Source organism: Patulibacter brassicae, from assembly GCF_033949425.1.
GTDB classification, from domain to species: Bacteria; Actinomycetota; Thermoleophilia; order Solirubrobacterales; family Solirubrobacteraceae; genus Patulibacter; species Patulibacter brassicae.
Genome location: NZ_JAXAVX010000001.1, coordinates 17,373 through 37,121, shown reverse-complemented (window position 1 = coordinate 37,121; position 19,749 = coordinate 17,373). Strand labels below are relative to the sequence as shown.

Annotated in this window: 17 protein-coding genes and 1 tRNA gene; 7 read left to right on the top strand and 11 right to left on the bottom strand. The window is 75.1% G+C overall.

The genetic code is table 11. The annotated features are described in order from the left end of the window. The first annotated feature begins 29 nt into the window (after nucleotides 1-29). The 4 genes from SK069_RS00175 (at nucleotide 30) to SK069_RS00160 (ending at nucleotide 3,017) form a co-directional block, all read left to right on the top strand. Entirely contained in the window at nucleotides 30-1,073 is a 1,044-nt protein-coding gene (locus SK069_RS00175; protein WP_406628229.1) for an LLM class F420-dependent oxidoreductase, read from the top strand. A 32-nt stretch (nucleotides 1,074-1,105) separates the two neighbouring features. Then, on the top strand, nucleotides 1,106-2,317 hold the full coding sequence (locus tag SK069_RS00170) for a glycosyltransferase (protein WP_319952146.1): 1,212 nt from the start codon (nucleotides 1,106-1,108) through the stop codon (nucleotides 2,315-2,317). A gap of 91 nt (nucleotides 2,318-2,408) precedes the next feature. Next, nucleotides 2,409-2,480 (top strand) — tRNA-Asn (locus tag SK069_RS00165). Nucleotides 2,481-2,606: 126 nt separating this feature from the next. Then, nucleotides 2,607-3,017: a hypothetical protein gene (locus SK069_RS00160; RefSeq protein WP_319952145.1), complete on the top strand. Its 411-nt coding sequence runs from the start codon at nucleotides 2,607-2,609 to the stop codon at nucleotides 3,015-3,017. 103 nt (nucleotides 3,018-3,120) lie between these two features. On the opposite strand, the gene dnaG is transcribed toward SK069_RS00160, so the two are convergent. The 4 genes from dnaG to recO form a co-directional block, all read right to left on the bottom strand. Further along, nucleotides 3,121-5,019 (bottom strand): DNA primase, encoded by a 1,899-nt coding sequence (dnaG, locus tag SK069_RS00155; RefSeq protein WP_319952144.1) that lies wholly within the window; start codon nucleotides 5,017-5,019, stop codon nucleotides 3,121-3,123. 19 nt (nucleotides 5,020-5,038) lie between these two features. Then, entirely contained in the window at nucleotides 5,039-6,148 is a 1,110-nt protein-coding gene (locus SK069_RS00150; RefSeq protein ID WP_319952143.1) for a deoxyguanosinetriphosphate triphosphohydrolase, read from the bottom strand. A gap of 96 nt (nucleotides 6,149-6,244) precedes the next feature. Further along, nucleotides 6,245-8,941 carry a pyruvate, phosphate dikinase gene (ppdK, locus tag SK069_RS00145; RefSeq protein ID WP_319952142.1) on the bottom strand — a complete coding sequence of 899 codons (2,697 nt, stop codon included), beginning with the start codon at nucleotides 8,939-8,941 and terminating at the stop codon, nucleotides 6,245-6,247. Nucleotides 8,942-9,034: 93 nt separating this feature from the next. After that, nucleotides 9,035-9,754 (bottom strand): DNA repair protein RecO, encoded by a 720-nt coding sequence (recO, locus tag SK069_RS00140; protein WP_319952141.1) that lies wholly within the window; start codon nucleotides 9,752-9,754, stop codon nucleotides 9,035-9,037. A 27-nt stretch (nucleotides 9,755-9,781) separates the two neighbouring features. Here recO and grxC point away from each other — a divergent pair, with 27 nt between their 5' ends. Continuing rightward, nucleotides 9,782-10,045, top strand: a complete 264-nt coding sequence (gene grxC, locus SK069_RS00135; RefSeq protein WP_319952140.1) for a glutaredoxin 3 — start codon at nucleotides 9,782-9,784, stop codon at nucleotides 10,043-10,045. Nucleotides 10,046-10,065: 20 nt separating this feature from the next. On the opposite strand, the gene mutM is transcribed toward grxC, so the two are convergent. The 5 genes from mutM to SK069_RS00110 all read right to left on the bottom strand — a co-directional run bounded on the left by mutM (nucleotide 10,066) and on the right by SK069_RS00110 (nucleotide 14,834). Then, entirely contained in the window at nucleotides 10,066-10,935 is an 870-nt protein-coding gene (mutM, locus tag SK069_RS00130; RefSeq protein WP_319952139.1) for a bifunctional DNA-formamidopyrimidine glycosylase/DNA-(apurinic or apyrimidinic site) lyase, read from the bottom strand. Nucleotides 10,936-11,000: 65 nt separating this feature from the next. After that, nucleotides 11,001-12,161, bottom strand: coding sequence for a phosphopentomutase (locus tag SK069_RS00125; RefSeq protein WP_319952138.1), 1,161 nt, complete (start codon nucleotides 12,159-12,161; stop codon nucleotides 11,001-11,003). Continuing rightward, nucleotides 12,158-12,808, bottom strand: coding sequence for a hypothetical protein (locus SK069_RS00120; RefSeq protein ID WP_319952137.1), 651 nt, complete (start codon nucleotides 12,806-12,808; stop codon nucleotides 12,158-12,160). The genes SK069_RS00125 and SK069_RS00120 overlap by 4 nt, the downstream gene beginning before the upstream one ends. A gap of 265 nt (nucleotides 12,809-13,073) precedes the next feature. Continuing rightward, a complete protein-coding gene (locus SK069_RS00115) occupies nucleotides 13,074-14,072 on the bottom strand; it encodes a site-specific tyrosine recombinase (protein WP_319952136.1) in 999 nt (332 codons plus the stop codon). Nucleotides 14,073-14,279: 207 nt separating this feature from the next. After that, nucleotides 14,280-14,834 carry an NUDIX hydrolase gene (locus tag SK069_RS00110; protein ID WP_319952135.1) on the bottom strand — a complete coding sequence of 185 codons (555 nt, stop codon included), beginning with the start codon at nucleotides 14,832-14,834 and terminating at the stop codon, nucleotides 14,280-14,282. Between the two features lie 165 nt (nucleotides 14,835-14,999). Here SK069_RS00110 and SK069_RS00105 point away from each other — a divergent pair, with 165 nt between their 5' ends. After that, the gene (locus tag SK069_RS00105) at nucleotides 15,000-16,079 is read left to right on the top strand and encodes a hypothetical protein (protein ID WP_319952134.1); all 1,080 of its coding nucleotides are present in this window, start codon (nucleotides 15,000-15,002) and stop codon (nucleotides 16,077-16,079) included. A gap of 61 nt (nucleotides 16,080-16,140) precedes the next feature. On the opposite strand, the gene SK069_RS00100 is transcribed toward SK069_RS00105, so the two are convergent. Together SK069_RS00100 and SK069_RS00095 are read right to left on the bottom strand one after the other, a co-directional pair. Continuing rightward, a complete protein-coding gene (locus tag SK069_RS00100; protein WP_319953085.1) occupies nucleotides 16,141-17,064 on the bottom strand; it encodes a M20/M25/M40 family metallo-hydrolase in 924 nt (307 codons plus the stop codon). Nucleotides 17,065-17,357: 293 nt separating this feature from the next. Next, nucleotides 17,358-19,022, bottom strand: a complete 1,665-nt coding sequence (locus SK069_RS00095; protein ID WP_319952133.1) for a CTP synthase — start codon at nucleotides 19,020-19,022, stop codon at nucleotides 17,358-17,360. Nucleotides 19,023-19,305: 283 nt separating this feature from the next. Between SK069_RS00095 and msrB the strand changes: the two genes are divergently transcribed. Continuing rightward, entirely contained in the window at nucleotides 19,306-19,731 is a 426-nt protein-coding gene (gene msrB / locus SK069_RS00090) for a peptide-methionine (R)-S-oxide reductase MsrB (protein ID WP_319952132.1), read from the top strand. Nucleotides 19,732-19,749: the final 18 nt, after the last annotated feature.

Genomic DNA, 19,749 nt, shown 5'->3' with positions numbered 1-19,749 from the left:
CACACCTGCTGGTGAACGGGAGATTGCAGATGAAGCTCGGCGTGCAGCTCGGCTACTGGGGCCTCGGCCTCACCAGCGAGGACCAGCTCGAGATCGTCCAGGAGGCCGAGCGCCTCGGCTTCGAGTCCGTCTGGGCGGCGGAGGCCTACGGCTCGGACGCCGCGACGGTCCTCGGCTGGATCGCGGCCCAGACCTCGACGATCAAGGTCGGCTCGGCGATCTTCCAGATGCCGGCGCGGTCGGCGGCGATGACGGCGATGACCGCCGCGACGCTCGACAACCTCTCCGGGGGCCGCTTCGTCCTCGGCCTGGGCACCTCGGGGCCGCAGGTCGCCGAGGGCTGGCACGGCCAGCGGTTCGGCAAGCAGCTGCTGCGGACCCGCGAGTACGTCGACGTCGTGCGCCAGGCGCTGCGCCGGGAGCGGCTCGAGTACCACGGCGAGACCATCGACCTCCCCCTGCCCGACGGTCCCGGCAAGGCGCTGAAGCTCACGATCGGCCCGGTCCAGGAGCGGATCCCGATCTACATCGCCGCGATCGGCCCGAAGAACACGGAGCTCGTCGGCGAGATCGCCGACGGCCTGCTGCCGATGATGTTCTCGCCCGAGCACGCCGACGTCGCGCTCGCCCCGCTCTGGAAGGGCATCGAGCAGGCCGGCCGCAAGCGCGAGGACGTCGCCGTCTGCCCGTCGCTCAGCGTCCACATCGGCCCCGACCCCGACGGCGCCGCCGAGGGCATCCTGCGCGGCTTCATCGCGCTCTACGTCGGCGGCATGGGCTCGCGCGAGAAGAACTTCTACAACGCCGCCGTCACGCGCTACGGCTTCGGCGACGCGGCGAAGGAGATCCAGGACCTCTTCCTCGACGGCAAGAAGCTCGAGGCGATGGGGGCCGTCCCGCCGGAGCTCATCGACGCCGTGTCGCTCTTCGGCACCCGCGAGCACGTCACGGAGCGGCTGCGCGCGTTCGCCGCAGCGGACGTCGACACGCTGATCGTCACGCCGACCACGCCGACCAAGGACGGCCGCATCGCGCAGCTGCGCGAGCTCGCGGCCGCCCGCGACGCGATCTGATCCCGGACCCGCACCGCGCCGGCGCCGAGCCGGTGCCCCGTCGGATCCTGCTCGGCGCGTTCGGCGACCCGGGGCACGCGTTCCCGATCATGGCCCTCGGCGCCGCGCTCGCGCGCCGGGGTCACGAGGTGTGCGTGCAGACGTGGGAGCGGTGGCGCGCCGACGTCGAGGACGCCGGCATGCGCTTCGCCCCGGCGCCCGAGTACCGGGTCTTCCCGCAGCTCGGGCAGGAGCCGCTGAAGCCCTACGAGGCCGTCGCGCGCGCCGCGGCCGACACCGTGCCGCTCGTCCGGGAGCTCGATCCGCACGTGACGGTCGCCGACATCCTGACCCTCGGCCCCGCCCTCGCCGCCGAGCGGTGCGGCGTGCCGGTGGCGACCCTCATCCCCCACGTCGACCCGCGGGGCGAGCCGGGCTGGCCGCCGTACTCGTCGGGCGGGCAGCCCGGAGGACGGCTCAGCCGCCTGGCCTGGCGCGCGCCCAACCACCTCGTCGCCCGGTCGCTGGAGGCCGGCCGGCGGGAGCTGAACGAGACGCGCGCCCGGGTCGGGCTGCCGCCGCTGGACCACGTCCACGGAGGGATCAGCCGCCGGCTGGCGCTCGTGGCGAGCGTCCCCCAGCTCGACTACCCGCGGCGCGCGCCGTTCCCGGCCACGCACCTCGTCGGCCCGCTCGTCTGGGAGACCGCGAGCGACCCGGTCGCCGCGCCGACGGGCGACGGGCCGCTCGTCCTCGTCGCGCCGTCGACCTCGCAGGACCCCGACGGCCGGCTCCTGCGGGCCGCGCTCGCCGGGCTCGCCGACGCCCCCGTCCGGGTGCTCGCCGCCGAGAACCGGACGAGCGCCGCGGCGACGGCCCGGCTCGGCCGGATCGAGGCGCCCGCCAACGCCCGGCTCGTCCCGTGGATCTCCTACAGCCAGGCGATGCCGCTCGCCGACGTCGTCGTCTGCCACGCCGGGCACGGCACGCTCGTGCGGGCGCTGAGCTACGGCAAGCCGGTGATCGCCGTGCCCGCCGGAGGCGACATGCACGAGAACGCCGCGCGCCTGGACTGGTCGGGCGCCGGGCTGCGGATCCCCCAGCGGCTCGTCGGCCGACGCGTCCTGCGCGCCGCCGTGGACCGCGTGCTGCGGGTTCCGGGCTTCGCCGAGCGGGCACGCGAGATCGCCGCCTGGATCGCGGCGGAGGACCCCGAGCGCCGGGCCAGCGAGCTCGTCGAGGAGCTCGCCGCCGCCGGCCGCTGAGCAAGGCGCCCACCGCCGCGCGGCAGGGCTCTCGATCATCCGCCCACCGCACGCCGGGCGTCGTCGCGATCCCGTACCATGCGCTCCGCGTTCCGGGGTAGCTCAATGGCAGAGCATTCGACTGTTAATCGAAGGGTTGTGGGTTCGAGTCCCACCCCCGGAGCCTGAACCGCCCTCCACGGGCGGTTCGCTCGTTCCGGGGCCGATCCGCCGCGACCGCCCGCGCGAGCCTCGACGCTGGGGAGGTCCCCGATGCCGCCCGGGCGACCCGGTGCGACCGTGGTCCGTCATGGGCAACGACGGACCATCGATCCTCTCCGACCGCCGCGCGCAGTGGGGCCTCGCCTCGTCGGCGCTCCTCCTGCTCGGCAGCGTCACGCCGTGGGCCACGGCCGGACCCTTCACGAAGAACGGACTCGACGGCGACGGCGTCATCACGCTCGTGATCGCGCTCCTCGTCGGCGGGATGATCGTCGCGCGGCGGTTCCCGCGGATCGCGCTCGGCCTCGCCGTCGTCTCGCTGGCGATCACCATCATCGACACGGTCGACGTCAGCGGCGTGGGCGGCGGCCTCTTCGACGTGCGGGTCGGCTGGGGCCTGATCCTCGCGCTCCTGGCCTCGACGAGCCTCGTCGCCTGGGGCGTCGTCGGCCTGCGTCGGGGCTCCCCCGCCCCGGCCTCCTCCGACGCCGCCGCCTGACCCGTTCCCACCGCGACCAGCGCCGGGCGGCGCCGCTGCGTCGCGCGCGCCGCGCCACCCCGGTCCCGTGCGGCGTCGGGCGCTCGGCCGACCGTGCGAGGCGCTAGCCCTTGCGGGCCGAGCGGGCGAGCGTGGCGACGAGCTCCTCGATCCGCACGCGCAGCGCCTGGCGGCGGACCTGCAGCGCCGGGGACTCCGCCCCGGCGCGCGGCAGGCGCCGGGACACGGCCGCGAACTCGAGCTGCAGCCCGTCCAGCTCGGCGCGGGCCACCGACGGGTGCTCGACCTGCTGGGCGAGCGCGACGAGCCGTCGCAGGACCCCCGCCATCAGCGGATCGTCCGTCGCCGGGGGCGTCCCGGCCCGCAGCCACTCGCGCAGGGCAGCGGCCGCCTGCCGGTGGGGCTCGTGCGCGAAGAGCTCGGCGAGCCGGTCGTCGCCCAACAGCGACGCCGCCTCGGTCCCCGCCGCCCGGCAGGACGCGAGGAATCGCAGCTCCGCCTCCGCGGGGTCCTCGGTGCCGGTGGAGGCGGACGGTGCCGGGGGCAGGGCCGGCTCCCACGCGCCGGCGGGACAACCTGGGGCGCTGGCGGCCGGCCCCCCGCCGCGCGGCGCGGCGCTCCCCGGGGCCGCGCGCGACGCGCCCGCGCCGCCCGGGGACGACCCGACGGGGTCCGGCGCACGGCGCGCCGGTGGGCCGCCGGGGCCGTCGAGCAGCGGTCCGAGGACCGTCGGGTCCAGGCGCAGGCGGCGCGCGACGTCCTGGACGAGCTCCATCCGCAGGACGCCGGGATCGATCGTCGCGAAGATCGGTCGCAGGTCGGCGATCGCGCGGTCCTTCCCCTCCGCCGTCTGGAGGTCCGCCTCCTCGAGCGCCTGCCCGACCCGGAAGCGCCCGATCGAGATCGTGCGGCCGAACGCCTGGTCCAGCGCGGCCGCCCCGCGCTTGACGAGCATGTCCGCCGGGTCCATCCCGTCGGGCAGCATCGCCACCTGGAGCTCCAGGCCGCTGCCGGCGGCCAGGTCGGCGGCCTTCAGCATCGCCTTGCGCCCGGCCGCGTCCGCGTCGAGCGCGAGGACGAGGACCGAGGCCATCCGCCGCAGCTCGCCGACCTGGTCGGGCGTCAGGGCCGTGCCCATGAGCCCGACCGCGTTGCGCCGTCCGGCCTGATGCAGGGCGATGACGTCGGTGTAGCCCTCGCAGAGGATGACCTCCCCCACGCGCGCGGCGTGCTTGCGCGCCAGGTGGGCCGCGAACAGGTGCTGGCCCTTGTGGTAGACGGGGCCGTCGGCCGAGTTCACGTACTTCGGCTTCTGGTCGGCGCCCAGCGCGCGGGCCCCGAAGCCGAGGATCCGCCCGCGGCGGTCCGCGAGCGGGAACGTGATCCGCCGGCGGAACCGGTCGTAGACGCGGTCGCGGCGGTCGCGGCTGCGTTGCACGAGCCCGGCGGCGAGGAGCTCCTCGGGCCGGTAGCCCGCGTGCCGCGAGGCCGTCAGCACCCGCTCGAACGCGCTCGGCGCGTAGCCGACCCGGAACTCGCGCAGGAGCTCGGGATCGAGGCCCCGGCGCTGCAGCTCGGCGCGCGCGCCGCCCGCCTCGGCCGCCGACCAGAGCTGGCGCTCGTAGTAGCGGCAGGTGCGGTCCAGGAGCTCCAGCAGCCGCGCCTCCTGCTTGCGGCGAGCGGCGGCCTGGGGATCCTCGTCCTCCGTCCGGAGCTGGATCCCCGCCCGGTCGGCGAGCAGCTCGACGGCCTCCGGGAAGTCGACGTTCTCCGTCAGCTCGACGAAGCGGAAGAGGTCGCCGCCCTCGCCGCAGCCGAAGCAGTGGAAGAGCTTGTCCTCGACGTTCACCGAGAAGGACGGCGTGCGCTCGTCGTGGAACGGGCAGAGCCCGACCATCCGGCCGACGCCGGACCGCCGCAGCTCCGTGCGTCCCTCGACGAGCGCCACGAAGTCGACCGCGTCGCGGATGCGGTCGATGTCCTCCTTCGCGTAGCGCGCCACCGGCAGCGTCCCGGGCCGGTCAGCGGGCGTGCACGCGCGGCACGACGAGCTCGGTGAACGCGCGCAGCGCGTAGCGGTCGGTCATGCCGGCGACCCAGTCGGTGGCCCGCTGCAGCGGGTCGGCACCCGCGTCGACGGCCTGCTGGACGTGGAAGGCGTCCCATCCGTCCCCGGCCAGCGGGAGGCGCTCCGGGAGCGGTGCGTCCTCCTGCCCTCCGCGCTCGAGGTGGTGCTCGAAGAGCGCCGCGATCAGGCCCTGCGCCCGGCGGTGCTCCGCCTGGGCGGGCGCGGCGAGGTACACGTGCTCGAACATCCACGTGCGCAGGTCGTCCATCGCCGTGCCCGCCTCCTCGCCCTGGCGGATGTCGCCGGCCTCGCGCGAGGTCCGCACGAGGTCCTGGACGAGATGGTCGATGCGCCGCGAGGCGGTCGCCCCGAGGACGGCGATCGGCCCGGCGGGCAGGTCGCGCTCGCGGAGCACGCCCGCGCGGATCGCGTCGTCGATGTCGTGGTTGAGGTACCCGATCCGGTCCACGACCCGGACGATCCGGCCCTCGAGCGTGCGCGGGATCGGCGAGCGGCCGGAGTGGCCCCCGATCCCGTCCAGGACGTCGGCGCACAGGTTCAGGCCCGCCCCGCCCGCCTCGCGCACCGCGCTCGGCGGATCCTCGAGCGTCGTGACGATCCGGACGGAGTGCTCCCAGTGGCGGAAGTGGCGTCCGTGCGGCTGCAGGAGGCGGTCCAGCGCCTCCTCGCCGACGTGGCCGAAGGGCGCGTGACCGAGGTCGTGGCCGAGCGCGATCGCCTCGACGAGGTCCTCGTTGAGCTCGAGGGCGCGCGCGACGGTGCGCGCGATGCCGGTGACCTCGAGGGTGTGGGTCAGCCGCGTCCGGTAGTGGTCGCCCTCGGGCGCGAGGAACACCTGCGTCTTGTGCTTCAGCCGCCGGAACGCCTTGCTGTGGACGATCCGGTCGCGGTCGCGCTGCAGCGGCGTGCGCAGGGGGCACTCCGGCTCCTCGACGGCCCGGCGGGGCGGCCACGTGCGGGCCGCCGCGGGCTGCAGGAAGTCCTCCTCGAACGCCCGCCGACGGGCGTGCGGGTCGCCGAGTGCCGTGATCGCCGGGGCCACGCGGCGATTGTCGCACCAGTCCCGCACGGATCCGCGCCCGGCCCGCACCCGAGGCGCGATCGCGCGGATCCGGCGCGGGCCGGGGATCGGATCGGCTCAGTCCGTCGCGCGACCGGCGCGCTCGCCGAGCGGGATGCGAATGGCCGCCTGCGCGGCGGCGACGCGGGCGATCGGCACGCGGAAGGGCGAGCAGGAGACGTAGTCGATCCCGGAGTCGTGGAAGAACGCGATCGAGTCCGGGTCACCGCCGTGCTCGCCGCAGACGCCGAGCTTCAGGTCCTGCTTCGTCTTGCGTCCGAGCCAGGCGCCCATCCGCAGCATCTGGCCGACCCCGGGCGTGTCGATCGTCTCGAACGGCGACCGGTCGAGGACCTTGAACTCGATGTAGCGCGCGAGGATCTTGCCCTCGATGTCGTCGCGGCTGAAGCCCAGGCCGGTCTGCGTCAGGTCGTTCGTGCCGAAGCTGAAGAAGTCGGCGTGATCGGCGATCGAGTCGGCGAGGAAGCACGCCCGCGGCAGCTCGATCATCGTCCCGACGAGGTAGTCCTCGCCGATCGTCAGGCCGTGGCGGTCGGCGACCGCGACGACGAAGCCGCGCATGAGCTCGAGCTCGCGCTCGTAGCCGACCAGCGGGATCATCACCTCGAGCTTCGGGGCGCTGCCCGTCCGCGACCGGACGGCGACGGCGGCGGCGAAGATCGCCTCGGCCTGCATCTCGAAGATCTCCGGGTAGAGCAGCCCGAGCCGCACGCCCCGGGTGCCGAGCATCGGGTTGGCCTCCGAGAGCGTCTCGATCCGCTCCAGCACGTCGGCCAGGACGCCGACGCGGTGGTAGCGCTTCGCGGCGTAGGCCTCGTGGAGCTCCTCGCCGACCTCCTCCTTCTTCGGGAGGAACTCGTGCAGCGGCGGGTCGAGCAGCCGGATCGTCACGGGCTGCCCGGTCATGGCCTCGAACAGCCCCTCGAAGTCGGCCTGCTGCAGCGGTCGCAGCTCCTCGAGCGCGGCGCGCCGCTCGGCCTCGTCGCCGGCCATGATCATCCGCCGCATCTTCGGCTGGCGGTCGGCCTCCATGAACATGTGCTCGGTGCGGCAGAGGCCGATGCCCTCGGCGCCGAGCTCGCGGGCCTTCGCGGCGTCCTCGGGCGTGTCGGCGTTCGTGCGCACGCCGAGGACGCGCAGCTCGTCCGCCCAGCCGAGCACCGTCTCGAAGCGCTCCAGCACGCCGGCCATCGCCGGGTCCTGCGAGGGCTCCACGAGCGGCACGTCGTCCGTCGTGATCTCGCCCGTCGTGCCGTTGATCGCGACGAGGTCGCCCTCCCGGATGAGGACGTCGCCGATCCGGGCGACGTGCCCGGGGAGGTCGACCTGCAGGTCCGTGGCGCCGCAGACGCACGGCTTGCCCATGCCGCGGGCCACGAGCGCCGCGTGGCTGGCCTTGCCGCCCTCGCTCGTCAGGATGCCCTGCGCGGCGTGGAAGCCGGCGACGTCGTCGGCCTCGGTGAACGGCCGCACGAGGATGACCTTCTCCCCCCGCGCGGCGGCCGCGACGGCCTCCTCCGCGGTGAAGACCGCCGCGCCCTTCGCCGCGCCGGGCGACGCGTTGACCCCGATCCCGAGGACCCGGTAGTCGGCGGAGCGGTCGAAGGTCGGGTGCAGCAGCGTCTCGAGCCCCTCGGCGTCGAGCGTCAGCAGCGCCTGGGAGCGGTCGAGCAGGCCCTCGTCGACCGCGTCGACGGCGAACCGCACCGCGGCCTGGGCCGGGCGCTTGGCGTTGCGCGTCTGCAGCATGTACAGGCGCCCCTCCTCGACGGTGAACTCCGTGTCCTGCATGTCGCCGTAGTGGCGCTCGAGGGTGCGCAGGATCTCCAGCAGCTCGTCGTGGGCGTCGGGCATGACCTGCGCCATCGCCGCGAGGTCCTGCGTGTTGCGCACGCCCGAGACGACGTCCTCGCCCTGCGCGTTGACGAGGAAGTCGCCCGACGGCTCCGGCTCGCCGGTCACCTCGTCGCGGCTGAACGCGACGCCCGAGCACGAGGTGTCGCCCTTGTTGCCGAACACCATCTGCTGGACGTTCACCGCCGTGCCCCAGTCGTCGGGGATGCGGTTGATCCGGCGGTACTGGACCGCGCGATCGCCGGTCCACGAGTCGAACACGGCGCGGATCGCCCCGGCGAGCTGCTCCTGCGGATCCTGCGGGAACGCCTCGCCGGTCGTGCGCTCGTAGAGGCCCTTGAAGCGCGTGACGAGCTCCTGCAGCGCCGCGACGTCGAGCTCGGTGTCCAGGACGACGCCCTGCTCGCGCTTCAGGCGGGCGATCTCCTCCTCGATCGCCTCGCCCGGCACGCCCTTCACGACGTTGCCGTACATCTGCACGAAGCGCCGGTAGGAGTCCCACGCGAAGCGGGGGTTGGACGTGCGCGCCGCGAGGCCCTCGACCGACGCGTCGGTCAGCCCGAGGTTCAGGACGGTGTCGAGCATCCCCGGCATCGATTCGCGGGCGCCCGAGCGCACCGACACGAGCAGCGGGTCCTGCGGGTCGCCGAGTCGCCGGCCGGCGCGCTCCTCCAGCCGCGCGAGGGCGGCGGCCACCTGCTCCTCGAGGCCGTCGGGCAGCGTGCGCTCGCCGCGCATGTACGCGACGCAGGCCTCCGTCGTGATGGTGAAGCCGGCCGGGACCTTGTCGGCCCCGAGGATCCGCGTCATCTCCGCGACGTTCGCGCCCTTGCCGCCCAGCAGCTCCCGCTGCTCGCGGCGGCCGTCGGCGAAGTCCTGGACCCAGGTGGTGGCTGCCATCAGGCGCGCCATGCTACCCCCGGCCGCGGACCGCCCGGGCGGCGTCCGGGGGCGTCGGCGAGGGCGGTCGTCCGCGGCGGGACGGTCGCGCGCTCAGCCGCGACGCCGCAGGTCGACGCCGAGGTGCTCGGCGGCCAGGCCGGTGAGCGCCCGCTCGACCTCGCCCGCCGCGGGACGCTCGAGCGCCGGCGCCTCGGCGAGCGGCCGGCCGAGCGCCTCGAGCATGAACCCCACGGCCGCCGCGCCGATCGGCGGTGCGCCCCGGCGGCACGCCGAGCAGACGACGCCTCCGGCGACGGGGTCGAAGCCGGCCAGGCCGTCGGGCCGCCCGCAGGCGGCGCACGTGGTGAGCACCGGCTGCAGCCCCAGCGCGTAGAGGAGCTTCAGCTCGAACGCGAGCGCCATGCCCTCGCCGCCCCGGTCGGGCGCCTCGTCGAGCAGCGCGAGCAGCGTGCGGAGCAGGCCGTGGACCCGCTCGGCGGGCTCGTCGGGCACGCACACCCGATCGACGACGAGCGCGGCCCGCTGCGCCGTCTCCAGGGCCGCGTGGGCCGTGAGGATCCGGTGGTGCACCACGAGGGTGTCGGCGCCCACGACCGTCATGAGGTCCCCGCGCCCGCGCTGGAGCTCGAGACGGACCGCGCTGAGCGGCTCGAGGCGGCCGCCGAGCTTGCTGCGCGGGCGTCGGGCGCCCTTCGCGATCGCGCTGACCCGCCCGTGCTCGGGCGTGACGGCGTGGAGGATCCGGTCCGCCTCGCCGTAGCGCATCGACCGCAGCACCACGGCCTCCACGCTCAGCCTCCGGGCGTCCATTCCCGACCCACTATACTTTGTGAAGTCATGTCCGCCTCCGCACCGATCACCGTCTACACGACGAACGCCTGCCCCTACTGCTCGCGGGCGAAGTCGCTGCTGCAGTCCCGCGGCCTGGAGTACGAGGAGATCAACCTCGGTCGCGATCCCGAGACCCGCATCGAGCTCTCGAAGCGGACCGGGATGATGACGTTCCCCCAGATCCTCGTCGGCGAGACGGTCGTCGGCGGCTTCGACGAGCTGGCCGCCGCGGATCGCTCCGGCAAGCTCCAGGAGCTCGTCGGCGCCTGAGCGCCTCTGCGGGCGCCGGCTCAGGGCCGGCGTCGCGCGACCCCGCGCGGCCGCGGCTGGCAGACGTCGCAGCTGTACGTCGCCCGCTGCGCCACGACGCGCTTCACCACCGGCGTCCCGCACGACGGGCAGGGCAGCCCGGCGCGCCGGTGCACCTGGAACTCGTGCTGGAACCACCCGGTGACGCCGTCGACGTGCCGGAAGTCGTCGATCGTCGCCCCGCCCGCTGCGATGCCGTCGCGCAGGGCGCGGCGGATCCCGTCGGCCAGCGCGTCGCACTGGCGCGCGGTGAGCGCGCCACCGGCCCGCAGCGGATGCACGCGGGCGTGGAAGAGGGCCTCGTCGGCGTAGATGTTCCCGACGCCGGCCACGATCCGCTGGTCGAGCAGCAGCCCCTTGATCGCGGCGCGCCGCCCGCGGAGGCCGGCGTGCAGGACGCGCCCGTCGAAGCCGTCCTCGAGCGGCTCGGGACCCAGCCGCGCGTCGATCCACGCGTCGGCGTCCGCGTCCCGTGCGAACCACCGGCCGGTCCCGAAGCGCCGCGGGTCGCAGAAGCGCACGACGCGACCGTCGTCGAGGGTCAGCGCGACGCGCTCGTACGGCGGCTGCTCGGGGTCGTCCAGCGCGTGGACGAGCAGGACGCCGGTCATCCGCAGGTGCACGACGACCGTCCCCGCGGGACCGCCGGCGTCCTCCAGGCGCCAGAGGAGATGCTTGCCGCGCCGGTCCAGCGCCCGGAAGCGTCGCTCCACGAGCGCCGCCTCGACCTCCTCCACCGACTGCGGGACGCACCACCGCGGGTCGAGGATCTCCGCGCTCGTGATCCGCCGGCCGACGACGAGCGGCGCGAGCTGACGGCGGATCGTCTCGACCTCGGGCAGCTCCGGCATCGCCTCCAGCTTGACGGGCGCGGGCCGGCGCCGCCCTGCGAGGCCCGCTCGGCGTCCGTCGGCCGTCAGGCGAACGGCGTGCCGGGCAGCCCGGGCTCGGTCTCGCCGGTGAGCCACCGCAGGACGGACGCGCCGACGTCGGCCAGCACGCCGTCGTGACGTCCCCGGGCCGGGGCCCCGCCCGGTCCGACGAACCGCGCCAGCAGCGGCACGAGCTCGCGCGTGTGGTCGCGGTGCTCCGTCCGGGGGTCGACGCCGTGGTCGGCGGTGAGGACGAGCAGGTCCTCGGCGCCCAGCCGGGGCAGCCAGTCCGCGACCGCGGCGTCGATCTCGCGCAGCGCGGCGTGGAAGCCGGCCGTGTCCTGTCGATGGCCGTAGCGCTGGTCGGTCTCGACGAGGTTCACGAACGCCAGCCCCGCCGCAAGCTCCTCGACGAGGCGCCCGGTCTCCGCCAGGCCGCGCGCGTTCGTCGGCGCCGGATGCGCGACGTCGAAGCCGCGACCGGCGAAGACGTCCGCGACCTTCCCGACGCCGTGGACGGGCACGCCGCGATCGCGCAGCGCGTCGAGGTACGAGGGCCCCGGTGGCGGCATCGCGACGTCGTGACGCCCGTCCGTCCGCTCGAAGGCGCCCGGCCGTCCGCGGAACGGCCGCGCGATGACGCGCGCCGGCGCGCCGGCGCCCAGCAGGTCGTGCAGCGCCCGGCAGAGGTCGTGCAGCGCCGCCTCCGGCCAGCGATCGACGTGTGCCGCGAGCTGCAGCACCGAGTCGGTCGAGCTGTAGAGGATCGGCCGGCCGGTGGCGAGGTGCTCGGCGCCCCAGCGCTCCAGGGCGGCGAGGCCGTCGCTGCGCCGGCCCCCGATCAGGCCGGTGCCCAGCGCCGCGCCCCAGCGGTCGCGGTCCTCGTCGGGCACGCCGTCGGGCCACGAGGGCAGCGGGCCGGGCGCGGCGACCCCCATGAGCCCCCAGTGGCCGACGATCGAGTCCTTGCCCGGGCCGATCGGCGCGAGCGCGCCGTGGACCACCGGCGCACCGGCCGGCGCGACGCCCGGCAACGGCGTGATGTCGCCGAGGCCGAGGGCCTCGAGCGTCGGCAGTCGGAGCCCTCCCTCGGCCGCCCCGACGTGACGGAGCGTGTGGGTGCCCTCGTCGCCGTACTGCGCGGCGTCCGCGGCGGCCCCCACGCCGCACGCGTCGAGGACGACGACGAAGGCGCGCCGGCTCACGCCGCCGCGGAGCGGTCCAGCGCACGGAGGCGCCGCCAGTCCGGCGCGATCCGCAGCGACTGCAGGAGCGGCCGGAAGACGGCGACGTCGGCGGCCTTGAAGTCCTCGGCCGGTGCGTACGCGTCCACGACGATCTCGCGCCCGCCGACGAAGAGGTGGACCGAGCGGACCGTCCGCGGGCGCCCGAGGATCGTCTCGGTGCCGCGCAGCTCGATCGCCGGGAGCCGGTCGTAGCGCCGGACGCCCGACGCGAGCACGCGGAACGACGCGTCGCGCGTCCTCGCGGCCGCGACGAGCCGCTTGCGGGCCTGGCGCAGCTGGGCCGTCGTCCGCGGGCCGCGGCGGCCGCGGGCGTAGATCCAGATCGTCGCCACCGCCGGCCCGCTGGAGACCGAGGCGCGGAACGGCCGCGTGTCGCGCTCGCCGGCGTAGCGCGAGACCCACGGGCCCTCGGGCAGCCGCACGAGCGTCCCGAAGCCGACGTTGCGCTCGCTGAAGGCGCGGGGCGCGGTGGGCCGGTCGAGGGTCTGGGGCGCCGAGGGGCCACGGCCGGCGCCCGCCGCCGCGAGACCGGCGAGGAGCACCACGACTCCCCCGGCCACGAGCGGCCCGGGCGGCACCGGCAGACGACGAGCGCTGGCGACCACGCGGCGATTCTCGCGGATCACCCGTGGCGATGTCGCGGGCCCGGCCACGTGCTCAGGCGCGCTTGGCGCGAGGGTGGGGCGTCCCGCCCACCCGCGCCCGACCGGCTCGCGCCGGCCACGTGCTCAGGCGCGCTTGGCGCGAGGGTGGGCCGTCCCGCCCACCCGCGCCCGACCGGCTCGCGCCGGCCACGCGCTCAGGCGCGCTTGGCGCGAGGGTGGGCCGTCCCGCCCACCCGCGCCCGACCGGCTCGCGCCGGCCACGCGCTCAGGCGCGCTTGGCGCGAGGGTGGGCGTCCCGATACACGTCCTGCAGCCGCTGGGCGGAGAGGTGCGTGTACATCTGCGTCGTGGCGATGTCGGCGTGGCCGAGCATCTCCTGGAGGGTCCGCAGGTCGCAGCCGCCCGCGAGCAGGTGCGTCGCGAAGCTGTGGCGCAGCGTGTGGGGGCTCATGCGGCCCTCGAGCCCCGCGCTGCGCGCGTGGCGCTGCACGATCTTGTAGAGCCCCTGCCGGCTCAGGCGGCCGCCGCGGGCGTTGACGAACAGCGCGCGCTCGCTGCCGCCGCCGACGAGGTCGCCGCGCACGTCGCGGAGGTACCGCGTCACGGCGTCGACGGCCCGCCGCCCGACGGGGACGAGCCGCTCCTTGCCTCCCTTGCCGTGCGTGCGCAGGAGGCCCTCCTCGAGGTCGACGTCGCCGACGTCGAGGCCCGTCGCCTCGCTGGCCCGCAGGCCGCAGGCGTACATGAGCTCGAGGATGGCGCGGTCGCGCAGCGCGATCGCCACGGACGCCCCGGGCAGCAGCGACGCGTCGCCGTGCTCGAGCTCGGCGGTGGGCATCGCGAGGAGCTTCGCGACCTCGGCGCGCGTGAGGACCTTCGGCAGCTGCTCGCGCTTGCGCGGGCCGCGCACGTCGGCGGTCGGGTCGGCCTCGAGCAGGCCCTCGCGGCGGACGTGCCGGTAGAAGCTCCGCAGGCACGCCGCCTTGCGCTGGATCGTCGCGGCGGCCGCCGGTCGGCGGGCGGTGCCGTCCGGGTTCGTGCCACCCGCGGCGAGGCCGTCGAGGAACGCCGTGATGTCCTCACCGGTCGCGGCGAGCACGCCGACGTCGCGGCGATCGAGGAACGCCCCGTACTGCTGGAGGTCGGAGCGATAGGCGTCGAGCGTGTTGCGCGACAGCCCCCGTTCGAACTCGAGGTACGCGAGGAAGTCGAGGACGAGGGCCTCGAGCGAGCGCTGGTCGGCTGGTGCGGCGACGGGCTGCATGGACGACCGCCTCGTTGCCCGCCGGCACCCCGGTCCCTGCACGGTGCAAGCGCGAGTGCGCCACGCGCTCCGGCGCAGCGGCCCGGCGGCCCGGCGGCGAGGGGGCGGCGGCCCGGCCGTTCGGTGGCCCGGCGGCGCGGGAGCGGCGGCCCGTCCGTCTGGTACCCCGTCCGCCCGGGAGCGGCGGTCGGCCGCCGGACGTCGCCGTCAGGCGCGGCCGGGCAGGCCGTTGGCCTTCGCCCAGAGCAGCGCGACGAGCGTCTTGCCGTCCTGGGTGGCGGCGATCGCCCCGTCGAGGTCCTCGATCGGCCACCGGACGACCTCGATCCGCTCGTCCTCCCCGCTGTCCTGCCGGTCGGCACGCAGGTCCCAGGCGGCGTAGAGGTGGACCTCCTCGTCGAGGATGCCCACGGAGGGCCGGTAGACGGCGATCGGCGCCCACTGCTGCGCGGCGAAGCCGATCTCCTCGGTGAGCTCGCGCCGGCCGCAGTCGATCGGGTCCTCGCCCGGCTTGTCGAGCCGTCCGGCCGGGATCTCGAGGCTGTCGGGCTCGCCGATCGCCTCGCGCGGCTGGCGCGTGAGCAGGAGGTCGGTGCCGTCGTGCACGAGCACCCCGACGGCACCGGTCGTCCGGATGATCTCCCGGTCGGCCTCGCCGCCGTCCCCGTAGCGGAAGCGATCCTCGACGAGGTGCACGATCCGGCCCCGGTAGATCGTGCGGGAGTCGATCCGCTCGAAGGTCCGCTCGCTGCCGCCCGTCATGACGCTGATCCTCCCAGACGCGATGCCCCGCGCGCACGGCGCGTCGCCCGTCGTCCCGAGCCCTTGCGGCAGCCCCGGAAGTCCCTGCTCAACGGCGTATATCGACCGTCGGTCCACGACCGTTGACAGAGGCCGTAGGATGCAGGTGTCCGAAAGGGAAGTCCCATGCCCGAATCTGCCCCGCATCTCTGGTCGAGCACCACCCGCCTGCGCTCACGTGCCGGAGGCGTCCTCCTGGCCGCCTCTCTCGGCGTGCTCGCCTTCACGGGGTCCGCTGCCGCCCAGGTGGGACAGCAGTACCAGCCGCCCACCGTGACGGTCACGACGACCGTGACGACGCCCGACGATCGCGGCGGCACGCCGACGATCACGACGACGCCGACGACGCCCACGACGCCGGACGACCGCGGTGGCGACACCGGCGGCGACGACGACGGCCGCACCGACGACGGCGGGACGGGCGACGGCACCGGGAACGGCACGGGCTCGGGCACCGGGAACGGCACCGCGCGCGGTGCCGGCGTCGCCAACGGGTCCGCCGGGGCGCCGATCGCGGCCCGGCCGATCGTCTTCGCGAGCTTCGGGATCATCCCGAGGGAGGTCCGCGACGACGTCGAGCGCGCGCTCCGCGAGGGCGGGATCTTCTACCGATTCGTCGAGGTCGACCGGGAGCGGCTCGACGCCTTCCTCGAGTCCGACCTCGCGCGCCGGATCGCCGGCTCCGAGTCGCCCCGCGCCATCGGCCGCGCGACGGCCGAGGCCCTGTCCGAGGACGGCGCGGACGCCGACGCGGTCCGCGAGGCGCTCTTCCCCGACGCTCCGGACGACATCACGCCCCTGATCGCCGCGGTCCTCGCCTACGGCCCGAAGGAGACGACGGCCCACCGGCGGTTCCTTCACGGCGTCGGCGTCGGCCTGCGCCGCGAGGAGGTGCCCGGCGTCTTCGTCGAGCGTCGCGACACGAAGCCGTCGCACATCGACGAGTTCGAGAAGCGCCGCGTCCCGGTCGTCGACGACATCGACACCCGCGCCGGCCGCGAGCGCCTCGTGCGGCTGCTCCTGCGTCAGGCGCCCGAGACGGCCGACTACGCGCCGGTGCCGGTCTCCGCCACGGCCTCCCCGGCCTCCTTCGTCAAGGGCGACGGCTCGTCGCCCACCGGCGTCATCGCCGCCGGCGGCCTCGCCCTCCTGGCGATCGTGATGCTCTCGGGCAACGCGATCGTCCGGCGCTTCCGCCACAGCTGATCCGGTCGAGCGCTCGCGGCCGCTGCGGCGGTCGCGAGCCTCGCCGTCCTCCTCCTCGGGCTCAGCCGCGAACGAGTCCGTCCAGCAGCGCCACCGTCCGCGACAGGTCCTCGTCGTCGACCGACTCGCCGGCACGATGGGCGTCCCGGTTGCCCCCGCTGAGGTTCACCGTCGTGATGCCTCGCAGCTGCAGGACGTTCGCGTCGCTGCCGCCGGCGTCGGCGAACGGCCGTGGCTCGATCCCGATCCGCCGCAGGGCCGCGCTCGCCCGCTCGACGGCCGCATCGCCGCCGCGGTGGCGGTAGGGCGCGAAGCGCTGCTCCAGCACGATCTCGAGGTCGACCGGCTCGTCGGGCTCATGCGCCGCGTCGTGCAGCGCGGCCTCGACGGCGTCGACGGCCCGCTGCAGCGCGTCCGCATCGGGACCCCGGACTTCCCCGACCAGCCGCGCGGCGTCGGGGACGACGTTCGTCGGGGGATCTGCGGGGTCGGCGCCGGCCGGGCCGCCGGAGACGGCCGCGACGTTCACGGTGCAGCCGTCGGCCAGGCGCCCCTGCGGCAGGGCGAGGACGGCGCGTGCGGCGGCCCGCACGGCGCTGCGACCGGCCTCGGGCGCGATCCCGGCGTGGGCGGCGCGGCCGCGGAAGCGCGCCTCGAACCGCAGGTGTCCCGGCGCGCCGAGCACGACGCCGCCGAACGGCGACGGATGGTCGACGACGTAGCCGGTCCGGGCGCGCAGCGTCGTGGGGTCCAGCGCGGTGACGCCGCGCAGCTGCGGCTCCTCCTGGACGGTGAGCAGCAGCTCGACGGGCACCGGCGGCGGCCACCGGCTCCAGCGATCGGCGAGGACGAGCAGCGCGGCGACGGTCGCCTTGTTGTCGGCGCCCAGAACGCCGCCGCGCTCGTCGCGCCAGGTGCCGTCGTCGCCGAGCACCGGGACGATCGGCGGGGTGACCGGGACGGTGTCGAGGTGCGCGCAGAGCAGCAGCGGATCCGCCGCCCCGTCCCGGCCCGGGATCCGACAGCGGAGGTTGCCGGCGTCGCCCCCGATGCGACGGTGGACGTCGTCCTCCTCGACGGACAGGCCGAGCGCTTCGAGGACGCCGATGACGTGGTCGGCGCAGGCCCGCTCGTGCCCCGACGGGCTCGGGATCGCGCAGAGGGCCGCGAACTGCTCCCGCAGCAGCTCCCGCTCGCGCGGGTCGGGACCGCCCGGCAGCCGCGGGACGGCCTCCGGGCCGTCGCCGAGCGGCAGCGCGCCCTGGTCGGTGGGGTCGCTCAGCGCTCCGCGGGGGTCGCGGTGAGCTGCTGGATCTCGCGGCGCTCCTGGGCGCGCTGGTGCGCGGTGCTCACGAAGCCGACGAAAATCGGCGACGGGCGCTCCGGGCGGCTCTTGAACTCCGGATGGGCCTGGGCCGCGACGAAGAACGGGTGGTCGGGCAGCTCGATCGCCTCCACGAGGCGCCCGTCGGGCGAGGTCCCGCCGACCACGAGGCCCGCTGCCTCGAGCTTCTTGCGCAGCGTGATCGAGACCTCGTAGCGATGGCGGTGCCGCTCGTAGACGGTCTCCTCGCCGTAGAGCTCGCGGATCCGGGTGCCGGGCGCGAGCTTCACCGGGTCCGCGCCCAGCCGCATCGTCCCGCCGAGGTCCCGGACCTCCTTCTGCTCGGGCAGGAGGTCGATGACCGGCCACTCCGTCTCGGGATCGAACTCGGTGGAGTTCGCGCCGGGCATGCCGGCGACGTGGCGCGCGAACTCCGCGACGGCCATCTGCATGCCGAGGCAGATGCCGAGGAACGGGATCCCCTGCTCGCGGGCCACCTTGCAGGCGAGGATCTTGCCCTCGACGCCGCGGCCGCCGAAGCCGCCGGGGACGAGGATGCCGTCGAGGTCGCCGAGCCGGTCCAGGGCGACCTGCTCGCTCTCGAGGTGCTCGCTGTCGACCCAGTCGATCTCGACCTTCGCCCCGTCCCACACGCCGGCGTGCTTCAGCGCCTCGGCGACGGACTTGTAGGCGTCCTCGAGCTTCACGTACTTGCCGACGAGGCCGATCCGGACCTTGCTCCGGGCCGCGCGCGTGCGCTGGACGACCTGCTCCCAGTCACTGACGTCGGGGGCCGGCGCCTCGAGGCCGAAGTGGTCCAGGACGCGCTGGTCGACCGACTCCTCCCGGTACCAGAGCGGGATCTCGTAGACGTCGTCGACGTCCTTGGCCGAGATCACCATGTCGTCCGGCAGGGCGGTGAAGAGCGCGATCTTCGACCGGATGTCGCGGCTGAGCACCGCCTCGGACCGGCAGAGGAGCATGTCGGGCTGGATGCCGATGCGCCGCAGCTCGTTGACGGAGTGCTGTGTGGGCTTCGTCTTCAGCTCGCCCGCGTGCTTGATGTACGGCACGAGGGTGAGGTGGATGAACATGCAGTTGCGCCGTCCGACGTCGGACGGGAACTGGCGGATCGACTCGAGGAACGGCAGGGACTCGATGTCGCCCACGGTGCCGCCGATCTCGCAGATCACGACGTCGACCTCCGACGACTCCGCGATGAGCTTGATCCGGTTCTTGATCTCGTTCGTGATGTGCGGGACGACCTGCACCGTGCCGCCGAGGTAGTCGCCCCGGCGCTCGCGCCGGATGACCGTGTCGTAGATGCCGCCCGTCGTGACGTTCGACGCCTTCGAGGTGTTCGTGTTCGTGAACCGCTCGTAGTGGCCGAGGTCGAGGTCCGTCTCGGCGCCGTCCTCGGTGACGAAGACCTCGCCGTGCTGGTACGGCGACATCGTGCCGGGATCGACGTTGATGTACGGGTCGAGCTTCTGGATGCCCACGCGCAGCCCGCGGGCCACGAGCAGGCGGCCGATCGACGCCGCCGCGATCCCCTTCCCGAGCGACGAGACGACGCCGCCGGTGACGAACACGAACTTGGTCTGGCTGCGATCGGACACGGCGGAACCTCGACGACGGGGATGATCCTCCGGCGCACAGGAACGCGACACGCCCCGCGGGCGGCGAGCCCGCGGTCGTGCACCGGACGTCGAGGACGGTACCGGGCGGGGCGGACGACCTCCGTGACGACCGCACGCCCGCGTCCGGCGTCCGCGCGGGACGGACCCGCCGGTCTGCGACCATCGCAGGACGACCCGCCCGCCCTGCCGGCGCCCGTCACGGCGCCGCGGATCGGGCGCCGGCGCCCGCCGGACCCTGACCCCGCGACCGCAGGAGCAGCCCGTGACCGATCAGAACGCGACCCCCTCCCCCTCCTCGCCGGCGAAGACCGACGCCGACTGGCAGCAGGAGCTGACCCCCGAGCAGTACGCCGTGCTGCGCCAGTGCGGCACGGAGCCGGCCTTCAGCGGCAAGTACTGGGACACGAAGGACGACGGCACGTACCGCTGCGCCGCCTGCGGCGCAGAGCTCTTCGCCAGCGACACGAAGTTCGACTCCGGGACGGGCTGGCCGAGCTTCACGGACCCGGTCGTCGCGGAGGCGGTGACGCTCCACGAGGACCGGTCCCACGGGATGGTCCGGATCGAGGTGAAGTGCGCCACCTGCGGCGGGCACCTCGGGCACGTCTTCCCCGACGGCCCGGGGCCCAACGGCAACCGCTGGTGCATCAACTCGGCGTCGCTCGACCTGGACCGCGCCGCCGGCTGACGCCCGCGCCGTCCCGCC